Origin of the sequence: Cereibacter sphaeroides 2.4.1 (assembly GCF_000012905.2) — a bacterium.
Taxonomy (GTDB): Bacteria; Pseudomonadota; Alphaproteobacteria; order Rhodobacterales; family Rhodobacteraceae; genus Cereibacter_A; species Cereibacter_A sphaeroides.
Window position 1 is genome coordinate 2,292,790 of the sequence record NC_007493.2, and the last position, 17,560, is coordinate 2,310,349.

A 17,560-nucleotide genomic window follows, 5' to 3' on the forward strand; every position below is an offset into this window, starting at 1 on the left:
GGAGCCTCTCCAGCAAGATCGGCGGGGCCCTCGCGGTTCCCTGCCCGGCAGCCGCGGGCGGGGGCGGGATCGGGTTATGACTTCGGCGCGAGCAGCTTCAGGGCGGCCCGGATCAGCGCGGCCGTATCGGCGTCCGGGCTCTCGCCTGCGGCCTGCGCGACGGCCTGCGCCGCATCGGTCGGCTGGTAGCCGAGATTGGCGAGGGCCGAGAGCGCGTCGGCCGTGTGGCTGGGCCGCGGCGGCTCGGGCGCGCGGGTCTTGCGGCGGCTGCCGGACGACGTGCCGGGCTCGGGCTCCGGGGGCTCGGAGGGCGCCAGCGCCGCCGTGCCGCCGCCCATTGCCATCAGCGCAGGCGCCTTGCTCTTCAGCTCCAGCACCACCCGCTGCGCGATCTTGGGCCCGATCCCTGGCGCGGCCTGGATCGAGCGCGCATCGCCGAGCGTGATCGCCCGCGCGGTCCCTTCCGCCCCGAGGGCGCCGAGGATCGCCATGCCGGCCTTGGCCCCCACGCCCTGCACCGTCATCAGCAGCCGATGCCATTCCTTCTCGATCATCGTGGGGAAGCCGAAGAGCTGCAGCAGATCCTCGCGCACCACGAGCTCGGTATAGAGAGCGACCCCCTCGCCCAGACCCGGCATCGAGGCCAGCGTCCGGTCCGAGACATAGACGATGTAGCCCACGCCGCGGACGTCGATCAGCACATGATCCGGGCCGCGGAAGTCGAGGATCCCCGCCACCTTGCCGATCATCGCGCGGCCCTCGCCAGTGCGGCCTCGAGCCGGCCGGAGGACTGCACATGGTGCGCATGGCAGATCGCGACCGCGAGCGCGTCGGCCGCGTCGGGACCTGCAAGGTGAACGCCCGGCAGATGCAGCCGCACCATGTGCTGGATCTGCTCCTTGGCGGCATGGCCCACGCCGACCACGGTCTTCTTCACCGCGTTCGGGGCATATTCGCCGACCGCCAGCCCCGCCTGCGCCGGAACGAGGAGCGCGATCCCCCGCGCTTGCCCGAGTTTCAGCGTCGCCACACCGTCCTTGTTGACGAACGTATGCTCGACGGCCGCCGTGTCGGGCTGAAAGCGCGCCAGCACATCGGTCAGCTGGCCGTGCAGCGACAGAAGCCGATGCGCCAGATCGCCCGAATCGGAGTGGCAGATTCCGTTTGCGACATGAGCCAGACGCGTGCCCGACACGTCGATCACCCCCCATCCCATGTTCCGCAGACCGGGGTCGATGCCCAGAACCCTCATGTCGCCCCCTGCTTCGCGTTGCCGCAAGGGCTAGCACGAAGCGGGAACACCTGCCAGCACCTTCCGCGTCCCGCACGGCGCCACGGCGCGAAAGCCGCAGCCATGGTCGAAAAACGACACTTCTTCCGCGTGATACGACGACGGGGCCGTTCCGACCAAGCGCCCGGGATACAAGACATTTTCATGAATTGGAGCCTTGCGTTTTCTGCAATGCGGCATTGCTCCGGAACCAATTGCCGACATCAAGCCGCCGGCTTATTTGCCTGTTCAGACGCAGCGATGCTGTGATCTTCAGCAGTTTGAAAAAAGGACAGACGCCATGGCCGCCTTCGAGACGACCCGCCCGGCGCCCTTCGGCGCCATCTCCACCTTCCACTTCGTGCAGCGCATGAGCGACCTCCTCGCCACCGTCGTGGCCTGGAACGACGCCCGCGCCACCCGCGCGGCGCTGTCGAAGCTCAGCGATCGCGAGCTCGACGACATCGGTCTCTGCCGCGGCGATATCGATGACATCTGCGCGCTCCGCCGCTGAGGGCCCGCAGAGGACGGGACGCTCTCTCCCGGACCATCTGCCAAAGGCCGCTCCCCACCGGGACGCGGCCTTTTCCTTTGCCTGAGAGCGATCGGCGCCCGGGGAGAAGCCCCTCGTGCAGCCGCGCCACGAGGCCGGCCGCCGGATCGGGGCGCAGGAGCAGGCTGCCCCGCCGAAGCCCACACCGACACCGCCGTTTCCGGCCGAAGGCGGCATGGCCGCCGAGCGCGGCAGAAAGCGGACAACGTCCCGTGAAAGCAGGAAGCCTGCGCCACACCATCGGCGGCGCCGTGGATTTTCACGCGCCGGGCGCGCCCGGGATCCGCGCGCTTGCCCGGGCCGCGCCGATGCTCAGGGACGGCGCATCACGAGGCAGCACCATTCGCCGAGATCCTCTCGCTGGGCGAGTTCGAATCCTTGGGCGAGATAGGCCTCGGTGATCGAGTCGGCCTGCACCACGAGCAGTCCCGACAGGATGGCCAGCCCGCCGCCCGGCGCCACATGGGCGGCCATGGCGGGCGCGAGCTCGATCAGCGGGCCTTTCAGGATGTTGGCGAAGACGAGATCGAACGGCGCGGCCGCGGCGATGTCGGGATGATCGAAGCCCGCGGCCTCGAGGCAGGCGACCCGCCCGTCGAGCCCGTTGATCGCGACATTTGCTTCCGCGACCTCGACGGCCACCTCGTCGATGTCGGAGGCCAGCACCTGCGCCTCGGGGAAGACGCGCGCGGCCGCCATGGCGAGAACCGCCGTGCCGCAGCCCACATCGGCCACTTTCGCAGGCACGAAGCCCGCCTCCACCAGCCGGTCGAGGGCGCGGAGGCAACCCAGCGTCGTGCCGTGATGGCCGGTGCCGAAGGCCACGGTCGCCTCGATCTGAAGCGCGATCCGGCCGTCCGGCACCTTGTCCGCATCGTGGCTGCCGTAGACGAAGAAGCGCCCGGCCTCGACCGGCGAGAGCTCGCGGCGGACCTTGGCCACCCAGTCGATCTCGGGCAGTTCCGACAGGGCAAAGGGCTTTGCGCCGAAGGCCGTCGCCAGAAGCTCGAGCACCGCCTCGGAGGGCTGTTCGAGGAAGTAGGCGCCCACCTCCCAGAGACCCGAGCCGTCCTCGATCTCGAACACGCCCACGCCGGTCGGCTCGGGCTCCATCCGCTCGAGGGCGTCGGCAAGGGCCTCGGCGGCCTCCTCGCCTTCGAGCGTGGTCAGGGCGGAATAGGTGGGCATGGGGCAGCCTCCGGTGCGGTCGGGGCGGGCCTATCCCCGCCCCCGCCCCGCGTCAAGCGCCGCTCAGCGTGCGGGCGACGCGGCGCCGACCCCGGTTCCGATCGGGCAGGACACCCCGGTGCCGCCCACGCCGCAGTAGCCGGCCGGGTTTTTGGCCAGATATTGCTGGTGATAGGCTTCGGCGAAGTAGAAGGGCGGCGCGGGAAGGATCTCGGTTGTGATCCGGCCCCGGCCGGCCGCGCTCAGCGCGCCCTGATAGGCGGTGGCGGAGGCCCGGGCGGCCTCGGCCTGTTCGGGCCCGTAGGTGTAGATGGCCGAGCGGTACTGCGTGCCGCTGTCGTTGCCCTGCCGCATCCCCTGCGTGGGATCGTGGTTCTCCCAGAAGAGCTTGAGCAGCATGGCATAGGAGACGACGGACGGGTCGTAGATCACGCGGACGGCCTCGGTATGGCCGGTGCGGCCCGAGCAGACTTCCTCGTAGGTCGGGTTCGGCGTGTAGCCGCCGGCATAGCCCACCATGGTGAGCCAGACCCCTTCCGGCACCTGCCAGAACTTGCGCTCGACCCCCCAGAAGCAACCCATGCCGAACACCGCCTCGGCCATGCCCGCAGGCACCGGCGATTTCAGCGGCAGGCCCGACAGGAAATGTGTCTCGGCCGTGGGAATCGGATCAGGCCGGCCGGGCAGCGCCTCGGCGGCAGAGACCATCTCGGACTTCTTACGGTTGAGCAGGAACATGGTGCGGCCTCCGGTTGACAGGGGACGAATATAGGGAGGGCCGCCTGCCGGTGCGAGTCACGCTGACGGCACCGGAGGCCCTGCACGATCACGCTCGCGCCATCGGAGCGCGAAAGGGGCACGCGCGCTTCTCCATTGGACGCAGCAGGCCTCCTTCCGGTGCAGGGGGGCAGCGCGCCGTCGGATGGGAAGGCCCCCTCCGGCACGGGGGGCGGCCGCCGTCAGAGGAAGCTCTGCGGATCGATGTCCACCGCGAGTCGCAGGTTCGCGGGCAGCTTCACCTGCGCGATCCATTCCGCGAGCGCGGCCTGCAGCGGCGCGCCCTTCCCCGCCTTGACCAGCAGGCGCACCCGGTGGCGGCCCCGCACCCGGGCGATGGGCGCGGGCGCGGGGCCGAAGACCTGCGCCCCGATCCGGCGCAGGGGGCCGTCGGCCCGGGCAAGCTCCGCGCCCGTCTCGAAGACCTGCGCCACATCGGGCGAGGACAGGATGATGCCCGCAAGGCGCCCGTAGGGCGGCATCCCCGCCACGCGCCGCTCCTCGGCCTCGGCCCTCCAGAAGGCTTCCTCGTCGCCGCCGAGGATCGCCCGGATCACGGGGTGTTCGGGCTGGCAGGTCTGCACGAGCGCCACGCCCCGCCGGCTCGCCGAGCGCCCGGCGCGCCCTGCCACCTGCCGCACCAGCTGGAAGGTGCGCTCGGCAGCCCTCAGGTCCGATCCCTGCAGACCCAGATCCGCATCGATCACGCCCACCAGCGTCAGGAGCGGGAAGTTGTGCCCCTTGGCCACGATCTGCGTGCCGATGATGATGTCGGCCCCGCCCTCGGCGATGGCCGCGATCTGCTCCTTCACCGCCCGCGCCGAGCCGAAGAGGTCCGAGGACAGCACCGCCACCCGCGCCTGCGGAAAGCGCTCGGCCACCTCCTCGGCCAGCCGCTCGACCCCGGGTCCCACCGGCGCCATCCGCCCCTCGACCCCGCAGGAGGGGCAGGCCTCGGGCATGGGCTTCGTCGCGCCGCACTGGTGGCAGACGAGGCGCTTCTGGAAGCGGTGCTCGACCATCCGCGCATCGCAATGGTCGCAGCCGATCTGGTGGCCGCAGGCGCGGCAGATCGTGACCGGCGCATAGCCGCGGCGGTTCAGGAACAGGAGCGACTGCTCGCCCCGCGCGATCCGGGCCTCGACCGATCGGGCCAGAGCCTCCGAGATCCAGCGGTTCGCGGGCAGCTTCTCGGGGCGCAGGTCGATCGCATGCATCTCGGGCAGCTCGGCCGCGCCGAAGCGGGCACCGAGGTCGAGACGCGCATAGCGGCCCTGCGCGGCATTCACCCAGCTTTCGAGCGAGGGCGTGGCCGAGGCCAGCACCGCCGGGCAGCCGCAGATCGAGGCGCGCAGCACCGCCATGTCACGCGCATTGTAGAGCGCGCCCTCCTCCTGCTTGTAGGAGGTGTCGTGCTCCTCGTCGACGACGACGAGGCCGAGGTCGCGGAAGGGCAGGAACAGGGCCGACCGGGCCCCCGCCACGAACTGCGCCTGCCCCTCGGACACCATCCGCCAGAGCCGCCGCCGCTCGGTCGCGGTCACGCCCGAGTGCCATTCGGCGGGTCGCGCGCCGAAACGGGCCTCGACGCGGGCGAGGAATTCCGAGGTGAGCGCGATCTCGGGCAGGAGCACGAGCGCCTGCCGGCCGCGGCGCAGGCACTCGGCCACCGCCTCGAGATAGACCTCGGTCTTGCCCGAGCCGGTCACGCCCTTCAGAAGCGTCGTGCTGTAGCTGTCGGCCGCCACCGCCGCGACAAGAGCCTCGGCTGCCGCCACCTGATCGCCCTCGAGCCGCACGGGCGCGGCACCGGGATCGAGCGGCGGATAGGGCAGGTCGCGCGGCGCCTCCTCCTCGAGGATCGCGCCCGCCTTGACCAGCCCTTTCACCACCGAGCCCGTCACCCCCGCTTCGGCCGACAGCTCAGCGAGCGTCACCGGCGCTCCGCCATAGGCGGCCAGCGCGTCGAGCACCCGCTGGCGCGGCTCGGTCAGGCGCGCGGGCTCGTGGCCGGAGGCGCGGTAGACGCGCCGCACCGCCGGCGGCTCGCCCAGACCCGGCGCGCGGCTCGCGAGCCGCAGCATCGCGGGCAAAGGGGTCAGGGTGTAGTCGGCCGCCCGCGCCAGAAAGAGCCGCATCTCCTCGCGCATGGGCGCCGCGTCGAGCACCCGCTCGATCCCGCGGAGCTTCGCCGCATCGAAGCCGCCCTCGCCCGGCCCCCAGACCACCCCCATCACCCGGCGCGGCCCGAGCGGCACGACCACATAGTCGCCCAAATCGCAGCCCCCTTCGGGCGCGCGATAATCGAGCACGCGGCCCAGCGGCTCGGTGGTCAGAACGCCCACCCGTGCGCCCTCTGCGAAGCGACCTGTCACGCGGCTTCCCTTTTCCCTTGCGCCCCGATGCGCTATTACACCGCAGACGGCGGGGGCGACACCCCCGCGGAACCCCGAGCCAAGGAAGATCCCCATGAAATTCTTCGTCGACTCCGCCGACGTCGCGGCGATTGCCGAACTCAACGCCCTCGGCATGGTGGATGGCGTCACGACGAACCCGTCGCTGATCCTGAAGTCGGGCCGCAACATCCTCGAGGTGACGAAGGAGATCTGCAACCTCGTCTCGGGCCCCGTCTCGGCCGAGGTCGTGGCCGCGAAGGCCGAGGACATGATCGAGGAAGGCCGCCATCTGGCCGAGATCGCCCCGAACATCGCGGTCAAGGTGCCGCTGACCTGGGACGGGCTGCGCGCCTGCAAGGTGCTCTCGGACGAGGGCCGCATGGTCAATGTCACGCTCTGCTTCTCGGTCAACCAGGCGCTTCTGGCGGCCAAGGCGGGCGCCACCTTCATCTCGCCCTTCATCGGCCGGCTCGACGACATCAACCTCGACGGGATGGAGCTGATCGCCGACATCCGTCAGGTCTATGACAATTACGACTTCAAGACCGAGGTTCTGGCCGCCTCGGTGCGCACGCCGAACCATGTCGCGGACTGCGCCCGGATCGGGGCCGACGTCATCACCGCCCCGCCCGCCGTCATCAAGGCGCTGGCCAACCATGTGCTGACCGACAAGGGCCTCGACATGTTCAACGCCGACTGGGCCAAGACCGGTCAGTCGATCCTTCTGAAGTGAGCCTCTGACCGGCGAGGACGGCATGATCGAACAGGACCTGCGCGACAAGATCCTCGCGAGCCCCGAGGTGATCCTCGAGGATCGCGACCTGATGAAGGCCCTGATCGCGGCGAACGAGCGCGCGATGGGGGCCAACGTGATCGACCTGCGCGGCATCGCGATGGAGCGTCTGGAGGGCCGGCTCGACCGGCTCGAGGACACCCATCGCTCGGTCATCGCCGCGGCTTACGAGAACCTCGCCGGCACCAACCTCATCCACCGGGCGATCCTGCAGATGCTGGATCCGTTCGGCTTCGAGGAGTTCCTGCTGAACCTCTCGACCGAGGTCGCCCAGACGCTGCGGGTCGAGAGCATCCGGCTGGTGCTGGAAAGCCCGCAGCGCGAGGCCGATCCCGCCATCGACCGGCTGGGCGGCGTGCTTCAGGTGGTCGAGCCGGGCTTCGTCGCCGACTATGTGGCGGGCGGGCGCAACGTGCCGCTGCGCACGGTCACGCTGCGGCGCGCGCTGCCCGGGACCGCGCTCTACGGCGAGCTCTCCCCCCGCATCGCCTCCGAGGCGCTCATGCGGCTCGATTTCGGGCGCGGCCGGCTGCCGGGGATGCTCGTCATGGGCTCCGAGGATCCCGAGCATTTCAAGCCCACGCAGGGCACGGACCTTCTCGCCTTCTTCGCGGCCGTGTTCGAGCGGACGATGCGCCGCTGGCTCTCATGAGCCTCGCGATCCCGCCCGCGGCGCGCGACGCGCTCGAGGCGTGGCTCACGCATCAGCGCGCGATCGAAGGCGCCTCGGCCCATACGATCCGCGCCTATACCGCCGATGTGACGGGGTGGCTCGCCTTCCTCGCCGGGCATCTGGGCGAAGGCTACGGGCTGAAGAGGCTGGCCTCGGTGCCCCATGCCGACCTGCGCGCCTGGATGGCGCATGAGCGGGCCCGCGGCCTCGGCGCCCGCTCGCTCGCCCGGTCGCTGTCGGCGGTGCGCCAGTTCACCGGCTGGCTGGCCGAGCGCGAGGGCGTCGACGCGACCGCCGTCCTCTCGGCCCGCGGCCCCAAGTTCCGCCGCAAGCTGCCGCGGCCTCTGTCGGAGGCGGATGCGAAGGCGCTTCTGTCCACCGTGGCCGAGGACGCCGCCGAAGACTGGATCCGCGCCCGCGACCTCGCCGTGGTGACGCTGCTCTACGGCTGCGGGCTGCGGATCTCCGAGGCGCTGGGACTGCCCGGCACCGCCCATCCCCTGCCCGAGGTGCTGCGCATCACGGGCAAGGGCGACAAGGAGCGGCTGGTGCCCTCCCTCCCCGTCGCGCGCGCGGCGGTGGCGCGCTACGCCGCGCTCTGCCCGTTCGACCTCGCCTCCGGTGTGCTCTTCCGCGGGGCCCGCGGCGGCCCGCTCAATCCGCGCCTCGTCGCCCGCACGATGGAGCGGGCGCGCGCGACCCTCGGTCTGCCGCCCACCGCCACGCCCCACGCGCTGCGCCATTCCTTCGCCACCCATCTGCTGAACGCGGGCGGCGACCTGCGCTCGATCCAGGAGCTGCTGGGCCATGCCTCGCTCTCGACGACGCAGGTCTATACCGCCGTGGACGGGGCCCGGCTGATGGAAGTCTATGCGAAAGCCCATCCCCGCGCCTGAAGGCCGGAGGATTCGCTTCAAGTCGCGGCACTTTCCATGTCCGGGTAAAGGAATGGTGCACCAGTTTCACATAATGTGGCTTCGTGATCCTTTAGACAGGAGGCAGCCATGACCGTGATTGCGCTTTCCGGAACGGCCCGGTCGTCCGCGGTGATTGCGGCCCTGCGGCAGGCCCTGCCCTGGCAGCCGGGCCCGGCCGGCGGGGGCACCGCCCCGCCCGCTCCCGCCATTCCGCCGCCGGACCCCGTGCGCGGCACTCCCCTGCGGACAGACGGCCGGTCCCTCTTTCTGGCGCTGGTCGAGGCCGGCGACACCGATGGCGACGGATCGCTCAGCGCGGCCGAGCTCGACGCGCTTCTGACCATGGAGAGCGGTGGCGAGGCGGAGGATGCCCCCTCCAGCAACCCCCTCGTGGCCCTGGCCGATCAGGACGGCGACGGGGTGATCAGCGCCGACGAGATGATCGCCGCTCAGGCCGCTGTGGCGCCGCCCCCTCCGCCGCCCGCGAAGACCGGTGGGCTCGCGGTGCTGATCGCCCGGGCGGACAAGGATGGCGACGGGGCGCTCTCCTCCGCCGAGATCGAGGCCGCCCAGATCGGCCCGACGCCGCAGAAGGCCGAGGAAGCGGCCGACCGTCAGGCGGAGACCGTCGCCGCGGCCGCCCCCGACCCGGCCACGAACGACCGTCAGGCGGAGCGGGCCGTGGCGATGGAGATCTTCCGCCAGCTGCTGCTCGACAGTTTCGCGCGTCCCGGCAAGGCCCCGGATGAACGTGAGGATGCGACGCGCACCCGACGCTTCCTCGAACGGCTGCGCGAACTGGCCTGACGCTCCCCTGCGCCTGACGGCGCGCCGCACCGGGGTCCGATCGAGAGCCGGAACGGCTGCTGCGACCGTCGGCCTGACTTGCCTCAGGGCGCGGGATGCGGCATGACGGGCAGATGAATGCACGCCTCAAAGCCCTGTTCGTCCACCTGTTGACTGCCACGGGCGCCGTGCTCTCGATGCTGGCCATGCTGGCGGCGGTCGAGGGAAAATGGAGCCTGATGTTCCTCTGGCTCGTCGTGGCGCTCCTCGTCGATGGGGTCGACGGGCCGCTGGCCCGGCGCTACGACGTGAAGCGGAACTGGCCCACCTACGACGGCGTGCAGCTCGATCTCATCATCGACTATCTCACCTATGTCTTCATCCCGGCCTATGCGCTCTTCAAGTCGGGGCTTCTGACCGGCTGGACCGGCTGGCTCGTCATCATCGTCATCGTCTACGGATCGGCGATCTATTTCGTCGATACGCGCATGAAGACGAAGGATTATTCCTTCGCGGGCTTCCCGGCCTGCTGGAACATGGTCGTGCTCGTGCTCTTCGCGATTTCGCCCGGGGAATGGACCATCCTCGGCATCGTCCTCGCGCTGACCGCCGCGATGTTCACCAACCTCAAGTTCATCCATCCGGTGCGGACCGCCCGCTGGCGCATGATCTCGCTGCCGGTGGCCTCGGCCTGGGTCTTCTTTGCCGCCTGGGCCGCCTGGGTCGAGTTCAACGAACAGAGCTGGGCGCACTGGGGCCTTGTCGTGACCTCGATCTACCTCGTGCTGGCGGGCGTCGCCCAGCAGATCCTGCCGCCCCGCGAGAGGGCCTGAGCCGCCCTCAGAGCCGGGTGAGCATCACGCCCGCCACGATCAGCGCCGAGGCCATGGCCTTGTCCCGCGTCATCCGCTCGCCGAAGACGAGCCATCCGATCAGCACGGCAAAGAGGATCGAGGTCTCGCGCAGCGCCGCGACCACCGCGATGGGGGCGACCGTCATGGCCCAGATCGAGATCGCATAGGCCCCGTAGGAGGCGGCGCAGGCGGCCGTGCCGGAAGCCCAGGCCCGGGCATCGGCGCGCAGGAGCGCCGTCCCCTTCCAGGCAACCATGCCGGTGCCGAAGATGAGCCCGTCGGCCACGAACACCCAGGCCACATAGGCCACCGCGTCGCCCGAGACCCGCGCGCCCAGCCCGTCGATCATCGTGTAGCAGGCCGTGGCCGCCGCCGAGCCCAGCGCAAAGGGCAGAAGCCTGCGCTCCTCGCCCGAGGTGAAGACCCCGCGCGCCATCAGGAGGATGCCCGCGCCGAGCACCGCGATCCCGGCATATTGCCCCGCGGTCACAGCGTCGGACAGCGCGAAGGCGCCCACCAGCGCCACCGCCATCGGCGCCGCCCCCCGCGCGATCGGATAGACGCGGCTCAGGTCGCCATGTTCGTAGGCGAAGGTCAGGAAGGACTTGTAGGCGAAATGGCAGCAGCCCGCCGCGAGCACCCAGGGCCAGACCTCTGCCGCGGGCCAGGGCCGGGTCAGCGCGATGGCGAGCCCGATGGGCACCTCGGCCACCGACAGGATCACCATGGCCGCGACCTTCGAGGTCCCGACCTTGATGATCGCGTTCCAGCTCGCATGTAGGAAGGCCGCGCCGAGCACCGCCAGAAGGACAAAGAGGCTCATCCGCACCGCCTGCCACAGGACCCTCCACCGCTAGCCGGGCGGCGGCGCTTCCGCAAGGGCGGCTCAGATCAGAAGCGCGCCCTCGTGGCGCAGGAGCGCGATCTTGGTCTCGATCCCGCCCGGCGCCGAGAAGCCGCCGAGGCCGGTCGCGCCCAGCACCCGGTGGCAGGGCACGAGGATCGGCAGCGGGTTCTGCCCGCAGGCCCGCCCCACCGCCTGCGGCGGAATGCCGAGACCGCGGGCAAGCTCGCCGTAGCGGCGGGTCTCGCCGAAGGGGATCGCGAGAAGCGCCTTGTGAAAGAGCGCGGCCCGGCCGGAGCCCAGGGCCAGCGGCAGCTCGAACCGGGTCAGGCGGCGGTCGAAATAGGCCGCGATCTGGGCCGCGGCCTCGGCGAGAAGCGGGCTCTCGCCCTCCGCTTCCTCGTCGCTCCAGGAGAGGCGGACGAGCGTGCCGTCCTCCTCGATCAGCACGACCCGGCCGACCGGCGTGAGGACCGCGCCCTTCACCGCAGGGACAGCCGCACCGGCCCGCGCACGGTCGCGGGATCGACGGGACGGCCCTTCTGGCTCATGACGAGCCTGCCCTCGGCCACGCAGAGATCCGCCACGCGGCGCACCTCCTCCATGTGGGCGCGCCAGTCGGGGCCCATGCGGCGCGCGGCCTCGGAGGGGCAGAAGCTCGCGCCCCTGCCCCGCGCCTGCGCGAGATCCATCAGGATCGCGCGCACCCGCTCATCCGAGCGCGTCATTGCACCGGGCGCAGGTGCCGGGGTGCTTGTGCGTGCCCACGTCCGGCAGATATTGCCAGCAGCGTTCGCATTTGGCGCCCTCGGCGCGCTCGAACACGACGCCCACCCCCTGCACTTCCGGCAGGCGGAAGGCCTCGGACGGCATCGGATCGCCGGTCAGCGCCAGATCGGAGGTGATGCAGACCTCGGCGAAATCGACCGACTTCAGCGCCGAGAGCACGTCGGGCTCGCGCACATGGACGACGGGCGCCGCCTCGAGGCTGGCCCCGATCACCTTCGCCGTGCGCTGCACCTCGAGCGCGGCCGTCACCACGCGCCGCACCTGCCGCAGCGTCGCCCATTTGGCGGCGAGCGGCTCGTCGCGCCAGTCCGCGGGCGTCTCCGGCATGTCCTGCAGATGGATCGAGCTGTCCGCGCCGGGGAAGCGCGAGAGCCACACATCCTCCATCGTGAAGACGAGGATCGGCGCGAACCAGGTGGTCAGCCGGTGGAACAGCAGATCCATCACCGTGCGCGCCGCGCGGCGTCGGAGGCTCGAGGGCGCGTCGCAGTAGAGCGCATCCTTGCGGATGTCGAAGTAGAAGGCCGAGAGATCGCTGGTGCAGAAGGTGAAGAGCTTCTGGAACACGCCCTGGAAGTCGTAGGCCGCATAGCCGCGCCGCACCTCGGTATCGAGTTCGGCCAGCCGGTGCAGCACCCAGCGCTCGAGCTCCGGCATGTCGGCGGGGGCCACGCGCTCCTCCTCGGAGAAACCGCCGAGCGCGCCCAGCATGTAGCGCAGCGTGTTGCGCAGCCGACGGTAGCTGTCGGCGGTGCCCTTCAGGATCTCCTTGCCGATGCGCTGGTCGACCGTGAAGTCGGCCTGCGCCACCCAGAGCCGCAGGATGTCGGCGCCATACTGGTCGATCACCTCCTGCGGGACCACGGTGTTGCCGAGCGACTTGGACATCTTCATGCCCTTCTCGTCCAGCGTGAAACCGTGGGTCACGACGCCCCGGTAGGGCGCGCGTCCCTTGGTGCCGCAGGCCTGCAGCATCGAGGAATGGAACCAGCCGCGGTGCTGGTCGGTGCCTTCCATATAGACGTCGGCGATGCCGTCCTCGGTGCCGTCCGGCCGGTCGCGCAGCACGAAGGCATGGGTCGAGCCGCTGTCGAACCAGACATCGAGCACGTCGAAGATCTGCTCATAGGCCTCGGGATCGTGGAGCCCGCCCAGCACCTCCGCCTTGAAGCCCTGGCGATACCAGACGTCGGCGCCCTCGGCCTCGAAGGCGGCCGAGATGCGGGCATTGACCGCCGGGTCCTTCAGCAGGAAATCCGGGTCGGTGGGTTTCGCCCCCTTCTTCACGAAGCAGGTGAGCGGCACGCCCCAGGCGCGCTGGCGGCTGAGCACCCAGTCGGGCCGCGTCTCCATCATCGAATGGAGGCGGTTGCGGCCCGAGATCGGCGTGAACTTCACCAGTTCCTCGATCGAGCGCAGCGCACGCTTGCGGATCGTGTCGCCATACGTGCCCATCCCGTCATCGAGCGGATGGTCGATGGCGACGAACCATTGCGGCGTATTGCGGTAGATCAGCGGCGCCTTCGACCGCCACGAATGCGGATAGGAGTGCTTGAGCTTGCCCTTCGCGAAAAGGCCCCCCGCGCGGGCCAGCGCCTTGATGACCTCGACGTTGGCCGGTCCCTCCTTGCCCTCGGGCGTGATGATGACCTGCCCGCCGAAGAGCGGCAGGTCCGCCCGGTAGGAGCCGTCCTCGAGCACGTTGTAGGTCATGGGCAGGCCGAACTTCAGGCCCAGCTGATAGTCGTCGTCGCCGTGCGAGGGCGCGGTATGGACGAAGCCCGTTCCCGCATCGTCGGTGACATGCTCGCCCGGCAGCATCGGCACGTCGAAGTCCCACTCGCCCGCCGAGCCTTCGAGGCCCCGGAACGGATGGGCCAGCGTCAGACCGCGCAGCGTTTCCGCCTGCACATAAGCGAGTTGTTTGAACGCAGAGACCTTCGCCTGTTGGAACACGGAAGCGGCCAGCTCGCACGCAAGGATCAAGATGTCCCCGCTTTTCGCCTGCGCATTTTCCAGAGTTTGCTCGACCCGGTAGATTCCATAGGCAATCTCTGGGTTGAACGCCACGGCGCGGTTCTGCGGGATGGTCCAAGGCGTCGTGGTCCAGATAACGACGTGAGCCTTTTCGATCTCGCTGTGGACAGTCTCGTCCACACCGGCGCTCTCAACAAACGCAAAAAGCCGGTCCTTGACGGCCACCACCGGGAACTTCACCCAGATCTGGTGCGAGGTATGGTCGTGATATTCGACCTCGGCCTCGGCCAGCGCGGTCTTCTCGACCGGGCTCCACATCACGGGTTTCGAGCCCTGATAGAGCGTGCCGTTCATCAGGAACTTCATGAACTCCTCGGCGATCACCGCCTCGGCATGGAAGTCCATCGTCAGGTAGGGGTCGGCCCAGTTGCCGGTGACACCCAGCCGCTTGAACTCCTCGCGCTGGATCTGCACCCAGCCCTCGGCGAACTTGCGGCACTCCTGCCGGAAGGCCACCACATCCACATCGTCCTTGTTCAGGCCCTTGGCGCGATACTGCTCCTCGATCTTCCATTCGATCGGCAGCCCGTGGCAATCCCAGCCCGGCACATAGCGCGCGTCGAAGCCCATCATCTGATGCGAGCGCACGATCATGTCCTTGATCGTCTTGTTCAGCGCGTGCCCGATATGCAGGTGCCCGTTGGCATAGGGGGGGCCGTCATGCAGCGTGAAGGGCTTGCGGCCCGTCTTCTCGCGCAGGCGGTCGTAGATCCCGATCTCTTCCCAGCGCGCCAGCCACTCCGGCTCGCGCTGGGGCAGGCCCGCGCGCATCGGAAAGTCGGTCTCGGGCAGGAAGACGGTGTCCTTGTAGTCGGGGACGGTGGTCGTGTCGGCGCACATCGGATGCGGTCCTTTGGGGATGTGGGGGATCGGGCGCGCCCCCGGGGGCCTTGCGCCGCGCAAACGTCGTCACCCGGCGCCTGAGATCAGGACGCCGGGCCGGTAATTCGGGCGATGATCGCGATGCGATGCCTCATGGGCTGGCTTATAGCCGTGCCCCGCGGGCCGGTCCAGTGGCCCGCGGCAGCGCCGGTTCACCGGTCGAAGAGGCCGGTGAGGCTGCGGCTGATGAGGTTCGTGACCTTCGGGCGCGGCGCGGTGTGGAAGGGCAGCGGGCGGCAGAGTTCCATCGCGGCCACCCCCACCCGCGCGGTGAGGGCGCCGTTCACCATCCCCTCGCCGAACCGGCGCGAGACCTTTGAGAGCACGCCCCCGCCCGCGACCGAATGGAGCAGATCGTCGGTCATGGCCACCGCCCCCGCCGCGATCAGCGACGAGAACACCCGGCGCAGCAGCCGCACGCTGCCGAAGCTGCCCGAGCGCCCGCCGTAGATCTCGGCGATGCGGCGCACCATGCGGAGGTTGGCATAGAGCGCGGTCGCCACATCGGCGAGCGCCAGCGGCACCAGCGCGGTGACCGCCGCCACCTGCCGCGCCGCCGCCTCGATCTCGCGCCGCGCGCTCTGATCGAGCGTCACCAGAAGCTCGTTCTCGGCCAGGCCCAGAAGGCCATCCACGTCGAAGACCTCGGCCTGCCGCTCGGCCAGCCGCGCCTTGCCCCAGCGCAGATCGGCGCGGTGGCCATACATCTTCTCGATGGAGGTCACCACGCGGCGCGCGGCCTTGAGATCGTTCGTGGCGCGCGCGGCGATGGCGGCCTCGCGCAGGCTGTCGAGCCGCTCGAGCCGCACATAGGCCCACCATTCGCGCAGCGCGAGCGCCAGCGCCGTCAGGACCGCCGTCCCGATCAGCACGAAGGCCGCGGCACCGAGCACGCTGTTGCGCGACAGGAGCGAGGTCACGAAATCCCAGGCCGCAACCGACAGGACGAAGCTCAGGAGCGTGCCGAAGATCCAGCCGGCGAAGCGGCCCAGACGCGAGCTGCGGACGGTGGCGATGCGGCTTGCGGCCAGCATCGCCTGCCCCTGCGGCAGATCGAGGTCGGGCACCGGCGGCACGTCGGCGGGCGTGGGCCCCGAGACGGTCTCGGGCGCCGCGGCGGGGCGGCGGGCACGGGGCGCATCGGCCGCCGTTTCCTCGCGCGTGTCCCAGTCGAGGAGCAAGGGCTTCTTCGGGGGCTTGTCGCTCACGGCGTCTCTCCCAGCGGATGAAGGATGGCGGCCCGGCGGGCGATCGGATCCCGCGGGGTCCGGGCCGGGCGCAGGCCCGCGGGCGTGGCCCCCGGGCGCCTCACAGCCGGTCTCCGATCAGGAATTCGGCCGCGCGGTCGAGCCGGATGTGAGGCGGCCCCTCGCCCGGTTTCAGCAGAACGCGCGCCGGCGCGAAGGTCATCAGCGCGAATTCCGCGTCGAGCCAGCGTTCCACCCCCTCGCGGGCGGGCGAGAGGATCCGCGACGGGTCCGACGGCAGCTCGCCCGGATACATCGCCACCTGCCGGCCGTTCGCGAGAAGCCGCCCGCGCACCGCCTCGACCGTCTCGCCGTGGCGCGTCACCTCCTCCTCGACCGTGGCGCGGATCGAGGCCAGCGACATGGCAGCGGTGAGCGAGCCCGCGAAGGCCGCCCGGTCGCGTGCCTCGCGCAGCATCGCCTCCATGATCGCGGTCAGTTTCGGGTGCTGCGTGTGGTGCAGATGGTCGGCCATCGTGGCCGCGAACAGGATCCGCTCGACCCGGTGGCCGAGCAGCAGCGTCGAGAGGAACGAGTTCCGCCCCGGTCGGAAGGCCGTCAGGATCTCGGCCATGGTGCGGCGCAGATCCTCGAGCGCCTGCGGCCCGGCATGGATCGCCCCCAGCGCATCGACCAGCACCACCTGCCGGTCGATCCTGGCGAAATGCTCGCGGAAGAAGGGGCGGACCACATTCTCCTTGTAGCTCTCGTAGCGCCGTCCCATCTCGCGCCAGAGGCTGGTGCGCGTGGCCTGCGCGGGCATCGGCAGCGGCGCGAAGGTCAGGACCGGCGAGCCCGCGAGATCGCCCGGCAGCAGGAACCGGCCCGGCGTGCAGTCCGACCAGCCCGCCTTCCGCGCCGCCTGCAGATAGGCCGTGAAGCTCGCCGCCAGCGCCTGCGCCTGTGTCTCCTCGAGCGGCAAAGACCCGTCGGCCGCCCGCGCCGTCGCCATGAAGTCGCGCGCCTCCTCGCGGGTCGCCAGCCGCTTCAGCGTCTCCTCGGACCATTGCGCATAGCTCTTGTCGAGAAGCGACAGATCGAGCAGCCACTCGCCGGGATAATCCACGATGTCGAGATGGACGGTGCGCGGCCCGGTGAGGCCCGAGATCATCCCCGAGGGCCGCACCCGGAACGACAGGCGCAGCTCCGAGATCGAGCGGGTGGAGGAGGGCCAGCGCGGGTCCTCGCCCAGGATGGCCGCCAGATGGTTCTCGAAGTCGAAGCGCGGCAGCGTGTCGTCGGGCTGTGGTTGAAGGAAGACCGCCTCGATCCGGCCCTCGGCATGGGCGCGCAGCTGCGGCATCCGCCCCCGGTCGAGCAGGTTCGCCACGAGCCCGGTGATGAAGACCGTCTTGCCGGCCCGCGACAGGCCGGTGACACCGACCCGGATCACCGGCTCGAAGAAGGTTTCGGAGACGGTGCTGACGGCGCCCTCGATGCCGCGCGCCACACCGTCGGTCAGTCTGCGGAAAACCACGCGCCTGCCTCTCATTGTGCCGCTCTCAGGATAGGCGGCCCTTGCCCATGGATGTAGGCGCGCCGGGCCGCTGTGCC

17 protein-coding genes are annotated in these 17,560 nt (G+C 70.3%); 6 read left to right on the plus strand and 11 right to left on the minus strand.

Annotated features, from left to right (window positions below):
* Positions 1–74 precede the first annotated feature (74 nt).
* Both ruvA and ruvC read right to left on the minus strand, forming a co-directional pair.
* Entirely contained in the window at positions 75–749 is a 675-nt protein-coding gene (gene ruvA / locus RSP_RS11075) for a Holliday junction branch migration protein RuvA (protein ID WP_011338315.1), read from the minus strand.
* Complete coding sequence (gene ruvC, locus RSP_RS11080; RefSeq protein WP_002720722.1) at positions 746–1,252, minus strand: crossover junction endodeoxyribonuclease RuvC; 507 nt, start codon at positions 1,250–1,252, stop codon at positions 746–748. Before ruvC ends, ruvA begins: the two co-directional genes overlap by 4 nt.
* Positions 1,253–1,571: 319 nt before the next feature.
* Between ruvC and RSP_RS11085 the strand changes: the two genes are divergently transcribed.
* Positions 1,572–1,784 carry a DUF1127 domain-containing protein gene (locus RSP_RS11085; protein WP_002720723.1) on the plus strand — a complete coding sequence of 71 codons (213 nt, stop codon included), beginning with the start codon at positions 1,572–1,574 and terminating at the stop codon, positions 1,782–1,784.
* 351 nt (positions 1,785–2,135) lie between these two features.
* Here RSP_RS11085 and RSP_RS11090 read toward each other — a convergent pair whose 3' ends face one another.
* The 3 genes from RSP_RS11090 to RSP_RS11100 all read right to left on the minus strand — a co-directional run bounded on the left by RSP_RS11090 (position 2,136) and on the right by RSP_RS11100 (position 6,163).
* Positions 2,136–3,011 carry a 50S ribosomal protein L11 methyltransferase gene (locus RSP_RS11090; RefSeq protein WP_009561968.1) on the minus strand — a complete coding sequence of 292 codons (876 nt, stop codon included), beginning with the start codon at positions 3,009–3,011 and terminating at the stop codon, positions 2,136–2,138.
* A gap of 63 nt (positions 3,012–3,074) precedes the next feature.
* Positions 3,075–3,749 (minus strand): peptide-methionine (S)-S-oxide reductase MsrA, encoded by a 675-nt coding sequence (gene msrA / locus RSP_RS11095; RefSeq protein WP_011338316.1) that lies wholly within the window; start codon positions 3,747–3,749, stop codon positions 3,075–3,077.
* A 221-nt stretch (positions 3,750–3,970) separates the two neighbouring features.
* Positions 3,971–6,163 (minus strand): primosomal protein N', encoded by a 2,193-nt coding sequence (locus tag RSP_RS11100; protein WP_011338317.1) that lies wholly within the window; start codon positions 6,161–6,163, stop codon positions 3,971–3,973.
* Between the two features lie 94 nt (positions 6,164–6,257).
* Here RSP_RS11100 and fsa point away from each other — a divergent pair, with 94 nt between their 5' ends.
* The 5 genes from fsa (at position 6,258) to RSP_RS11125 (ending at position 10,186) form a co-directional block, all read left to right on the plus strand.
* Positions 6,258–6,917, plus strand: coding sequence for a fructose-6-phosphate aldolase (fsa, locus tag RSP_RS11105; protein WP_002720727.1), 660 nt, complete (start codon positions 6,258–6,260; stop codon positions 6,915–6,917).
* Positions 6,918–6,939: 22 nt separating this feature from the next.
* A complete protein-coding gene (locus RSP_RS11110) occupies positions 6,940–7,629 on the plus strand; it encodes a DUF484 family protein (RefSeq protein WP_011338318.1) in 690 nt (229 codons plus the stop codon).
* Complete coding sequence (locus RSP_RS11115; protein ID WP_011338319.1) at positions 7,626–8,546, plus strand: tyrosine recombinase XerC; 921 nt, start codon at positions 7,626–7,628, stop codon at positions 8,544–8,546. Before RSP_RS11110 ends, RSP_RS11115 begins: the two co-directional genes overlap by 4 nt.
* Before the next feature lie 108 nt (positions 8,547–8,654).
* Complete coding sequence (locus RSP_RS11120) at positions 8,655–9,374, plus strand: EF-hand domain-containing protein (protein ID WP_011338320.1); 720 nt, start codon at positions 8,655–8,657, stop codon at positions 9,372–9,374.
* A 95-nt stretch (positions 9,375–9,469) separates the two neighbouring features.
* Complete coding sequence (locus RSP_RS11125) at positions 9,470–10,186, plus strand: CDP-alcohol phosphatidyltransferase family protein (protein WP_009561962.1); 717 nt, start codon at positions 9,470–9,472, stop codon at positions 10,184–10,186.
* Positions 10,187–10,193: 7 nt separating this feature from the next.
* Here the strand turns inward: RSP_RS11125 and RSP_RS11130 are convergent, their stop codons facing one another.
* The 6 genes from RSP_RS11130 to RSP_RS11155 all read right to left on the minus strand — a co-directional run bounded on the left by RSP_RS11130 (position 10,194) and on the right by RSP_RS11155 (position 17,483).
* Positions 10,194–11,030, minus strand: coding sequence for an EamA family transporter (locus tag RSP_RS11130; RefSeq protein WP_011338321.1), 837 nt, complete (start codon positions 11,028–11,030; stop codon positions 10,194–10,196).
* 63 nt (positions 11,031–11,093) lie between these two features.
* A complete protein-coding gene (locus RSP_RS11135; RefSeq protein ID WP_011338322.1) occupies positions 11,094–11,537 on the minus strand; it encodes a methylated-DNA--[protein]-cysteine S-methyltransferase in 444 nt (147 codons plus the stop codon).
* On the minus strand, positions 11,534–11,779 hold the full coding sequence (locus tag RSP_RS11140) for a DUF3253 domain-containing protein (protein WP_011338323.1): 246 nt from the start codon (positions 11,777–11,779) through the stop codon (positions 11,534–11,536). The genes RSP_RS11135 and RSP_RS11140 overlap by 4 nt, the downstream gene beginning before the upstream one ends.
* Positions 11,763–14,717 (minus strand): isoleucine--tRNA ligase, encoded by a 2,955-nt coding sequence (ileS, locus tag RSP_RS11145; protein WP_011338324.1) that lies wholly within the window; start codon positions 14,715–14,717, stop codon positions 11,763–11,765. Before ileS ends, RSP_RS11140 begins: the two co-directional genes overlap by 17 nt.
* A 194-nt stretch (positions 14,718–14,911) precedes the next feature.
* Entirely contained in the window at positions 14,912–15,967 is a 1,056-nt protein-coding gene (locus tag RSP_RS11150; protein ID WP_011338325.1) for a YcjF family protein, read from the minus strand.
* 100 nt (positions 15,968–16,067) lie between these two features.
* Entirely contained in the window at positions 16,068–17,483 is a 1,416-nt protein-coding gene (locus RSP_RS11155) for a YcjX family GTP-binding protein (RefSeq protein WP_002720737.1), read from the minus strand.
* Positions 17,484–17,560: the final 77 nt, after the last annotated feature.

Excerpts from the sequence above, each read along its gene's own strand:
- ruvA (WP_011338315.1), bottom strand. The coding sequence starts at position 749 with ATGATCGGCAAGGTGGCGGGGATCCTCGACTTCCGCGGCCCGGATCAT.
- ruvC (WP_002720722.1), bottom strand. The coding sequence starts at position 1,252 with ATGAGGGTTCTGGGCATCGACCCCGGTCTGCGGAACATGGGATGGGGG.
- RSP_RS11085 (WP_002720723.1), top strand. The coding sequence starts at position 1,572 with ATGGCCGCCTTCGAGACGACCCGCCCGGCGCCCTTCGGCGCCATCTCC.
- RSP_RS11090 (WP_009561968.1), bottom strand. The coding sequence starts at position 3,011 with ATGCCCACCTATTCCGCCCTGACCACGCTCGAAGGCGAGGAGGCCGCC.
- msrA (WP_011338316.1), bottom strand. The coding sequence starts at position 3,749 with ATGTTCCTGCTCAACCGTAAGAAGTCCGAGATGGTCTCTGCCGCCGAG.
- fsa (WP_002720727.1), top strand. The coding sequence starts at position 6,258 with ATGAAATTCTTCGTCGACTCCGCCGACGTCGCGGCGATTGCCGAACTC.
- RSP_RS11110 (WP_011338318.1), top strand. The coding sequence starts at position 6,940 with ATGATCGAACAGGACCTGCGCGACAAGATCCTCGCGAGCCCCGAGGTG.
- RSP_RS11115 (WP_011338319.1), top strand. The coding sequence starts at position 7,626 with ATGAGCCTCGCGATCCCGCCCGCGGCGCGCGACGCGCTCGAGGCGTGG.
- RSP_RS11120 (WP_011338320.1), top strand. The coding sequence starts at position 8,655 with ATGACCGTGATTGCGCTTTCCGGAACGGCCCGGTCGTCCGCGGTGATT.
- RSP_RS11125 (WP_009561962.1), top strand. The coding sequence starts at position 9,470 with ATGCGGCATGACGGGCAGATGAATGCACGCCTCAAAGCCCTGTTCGTC.
- RSP_RS11130 (WP_011338321.1), bottom strand. The coding sequence starts at position 11,030 with ATGAGCCTCTTTGTCCTTCTGGCGGTGCTCGGCGCGGCCTTCCTACAT.
- RSP_RS11140 (WP_011338323.1), bottom strand. The coding sequence starts at position 11,779 with ATGACGCGCTCGGATGAGCGGGTGCGCGCGATCCTGATGGATCTCGCG.
- ileS (WP_011338324.1), bottom strand. The coding sequence starts at position 14,717 with ATGTGCGCCGACACGACCACCGTCCCCGACTACAAGGACACCGTCTTC.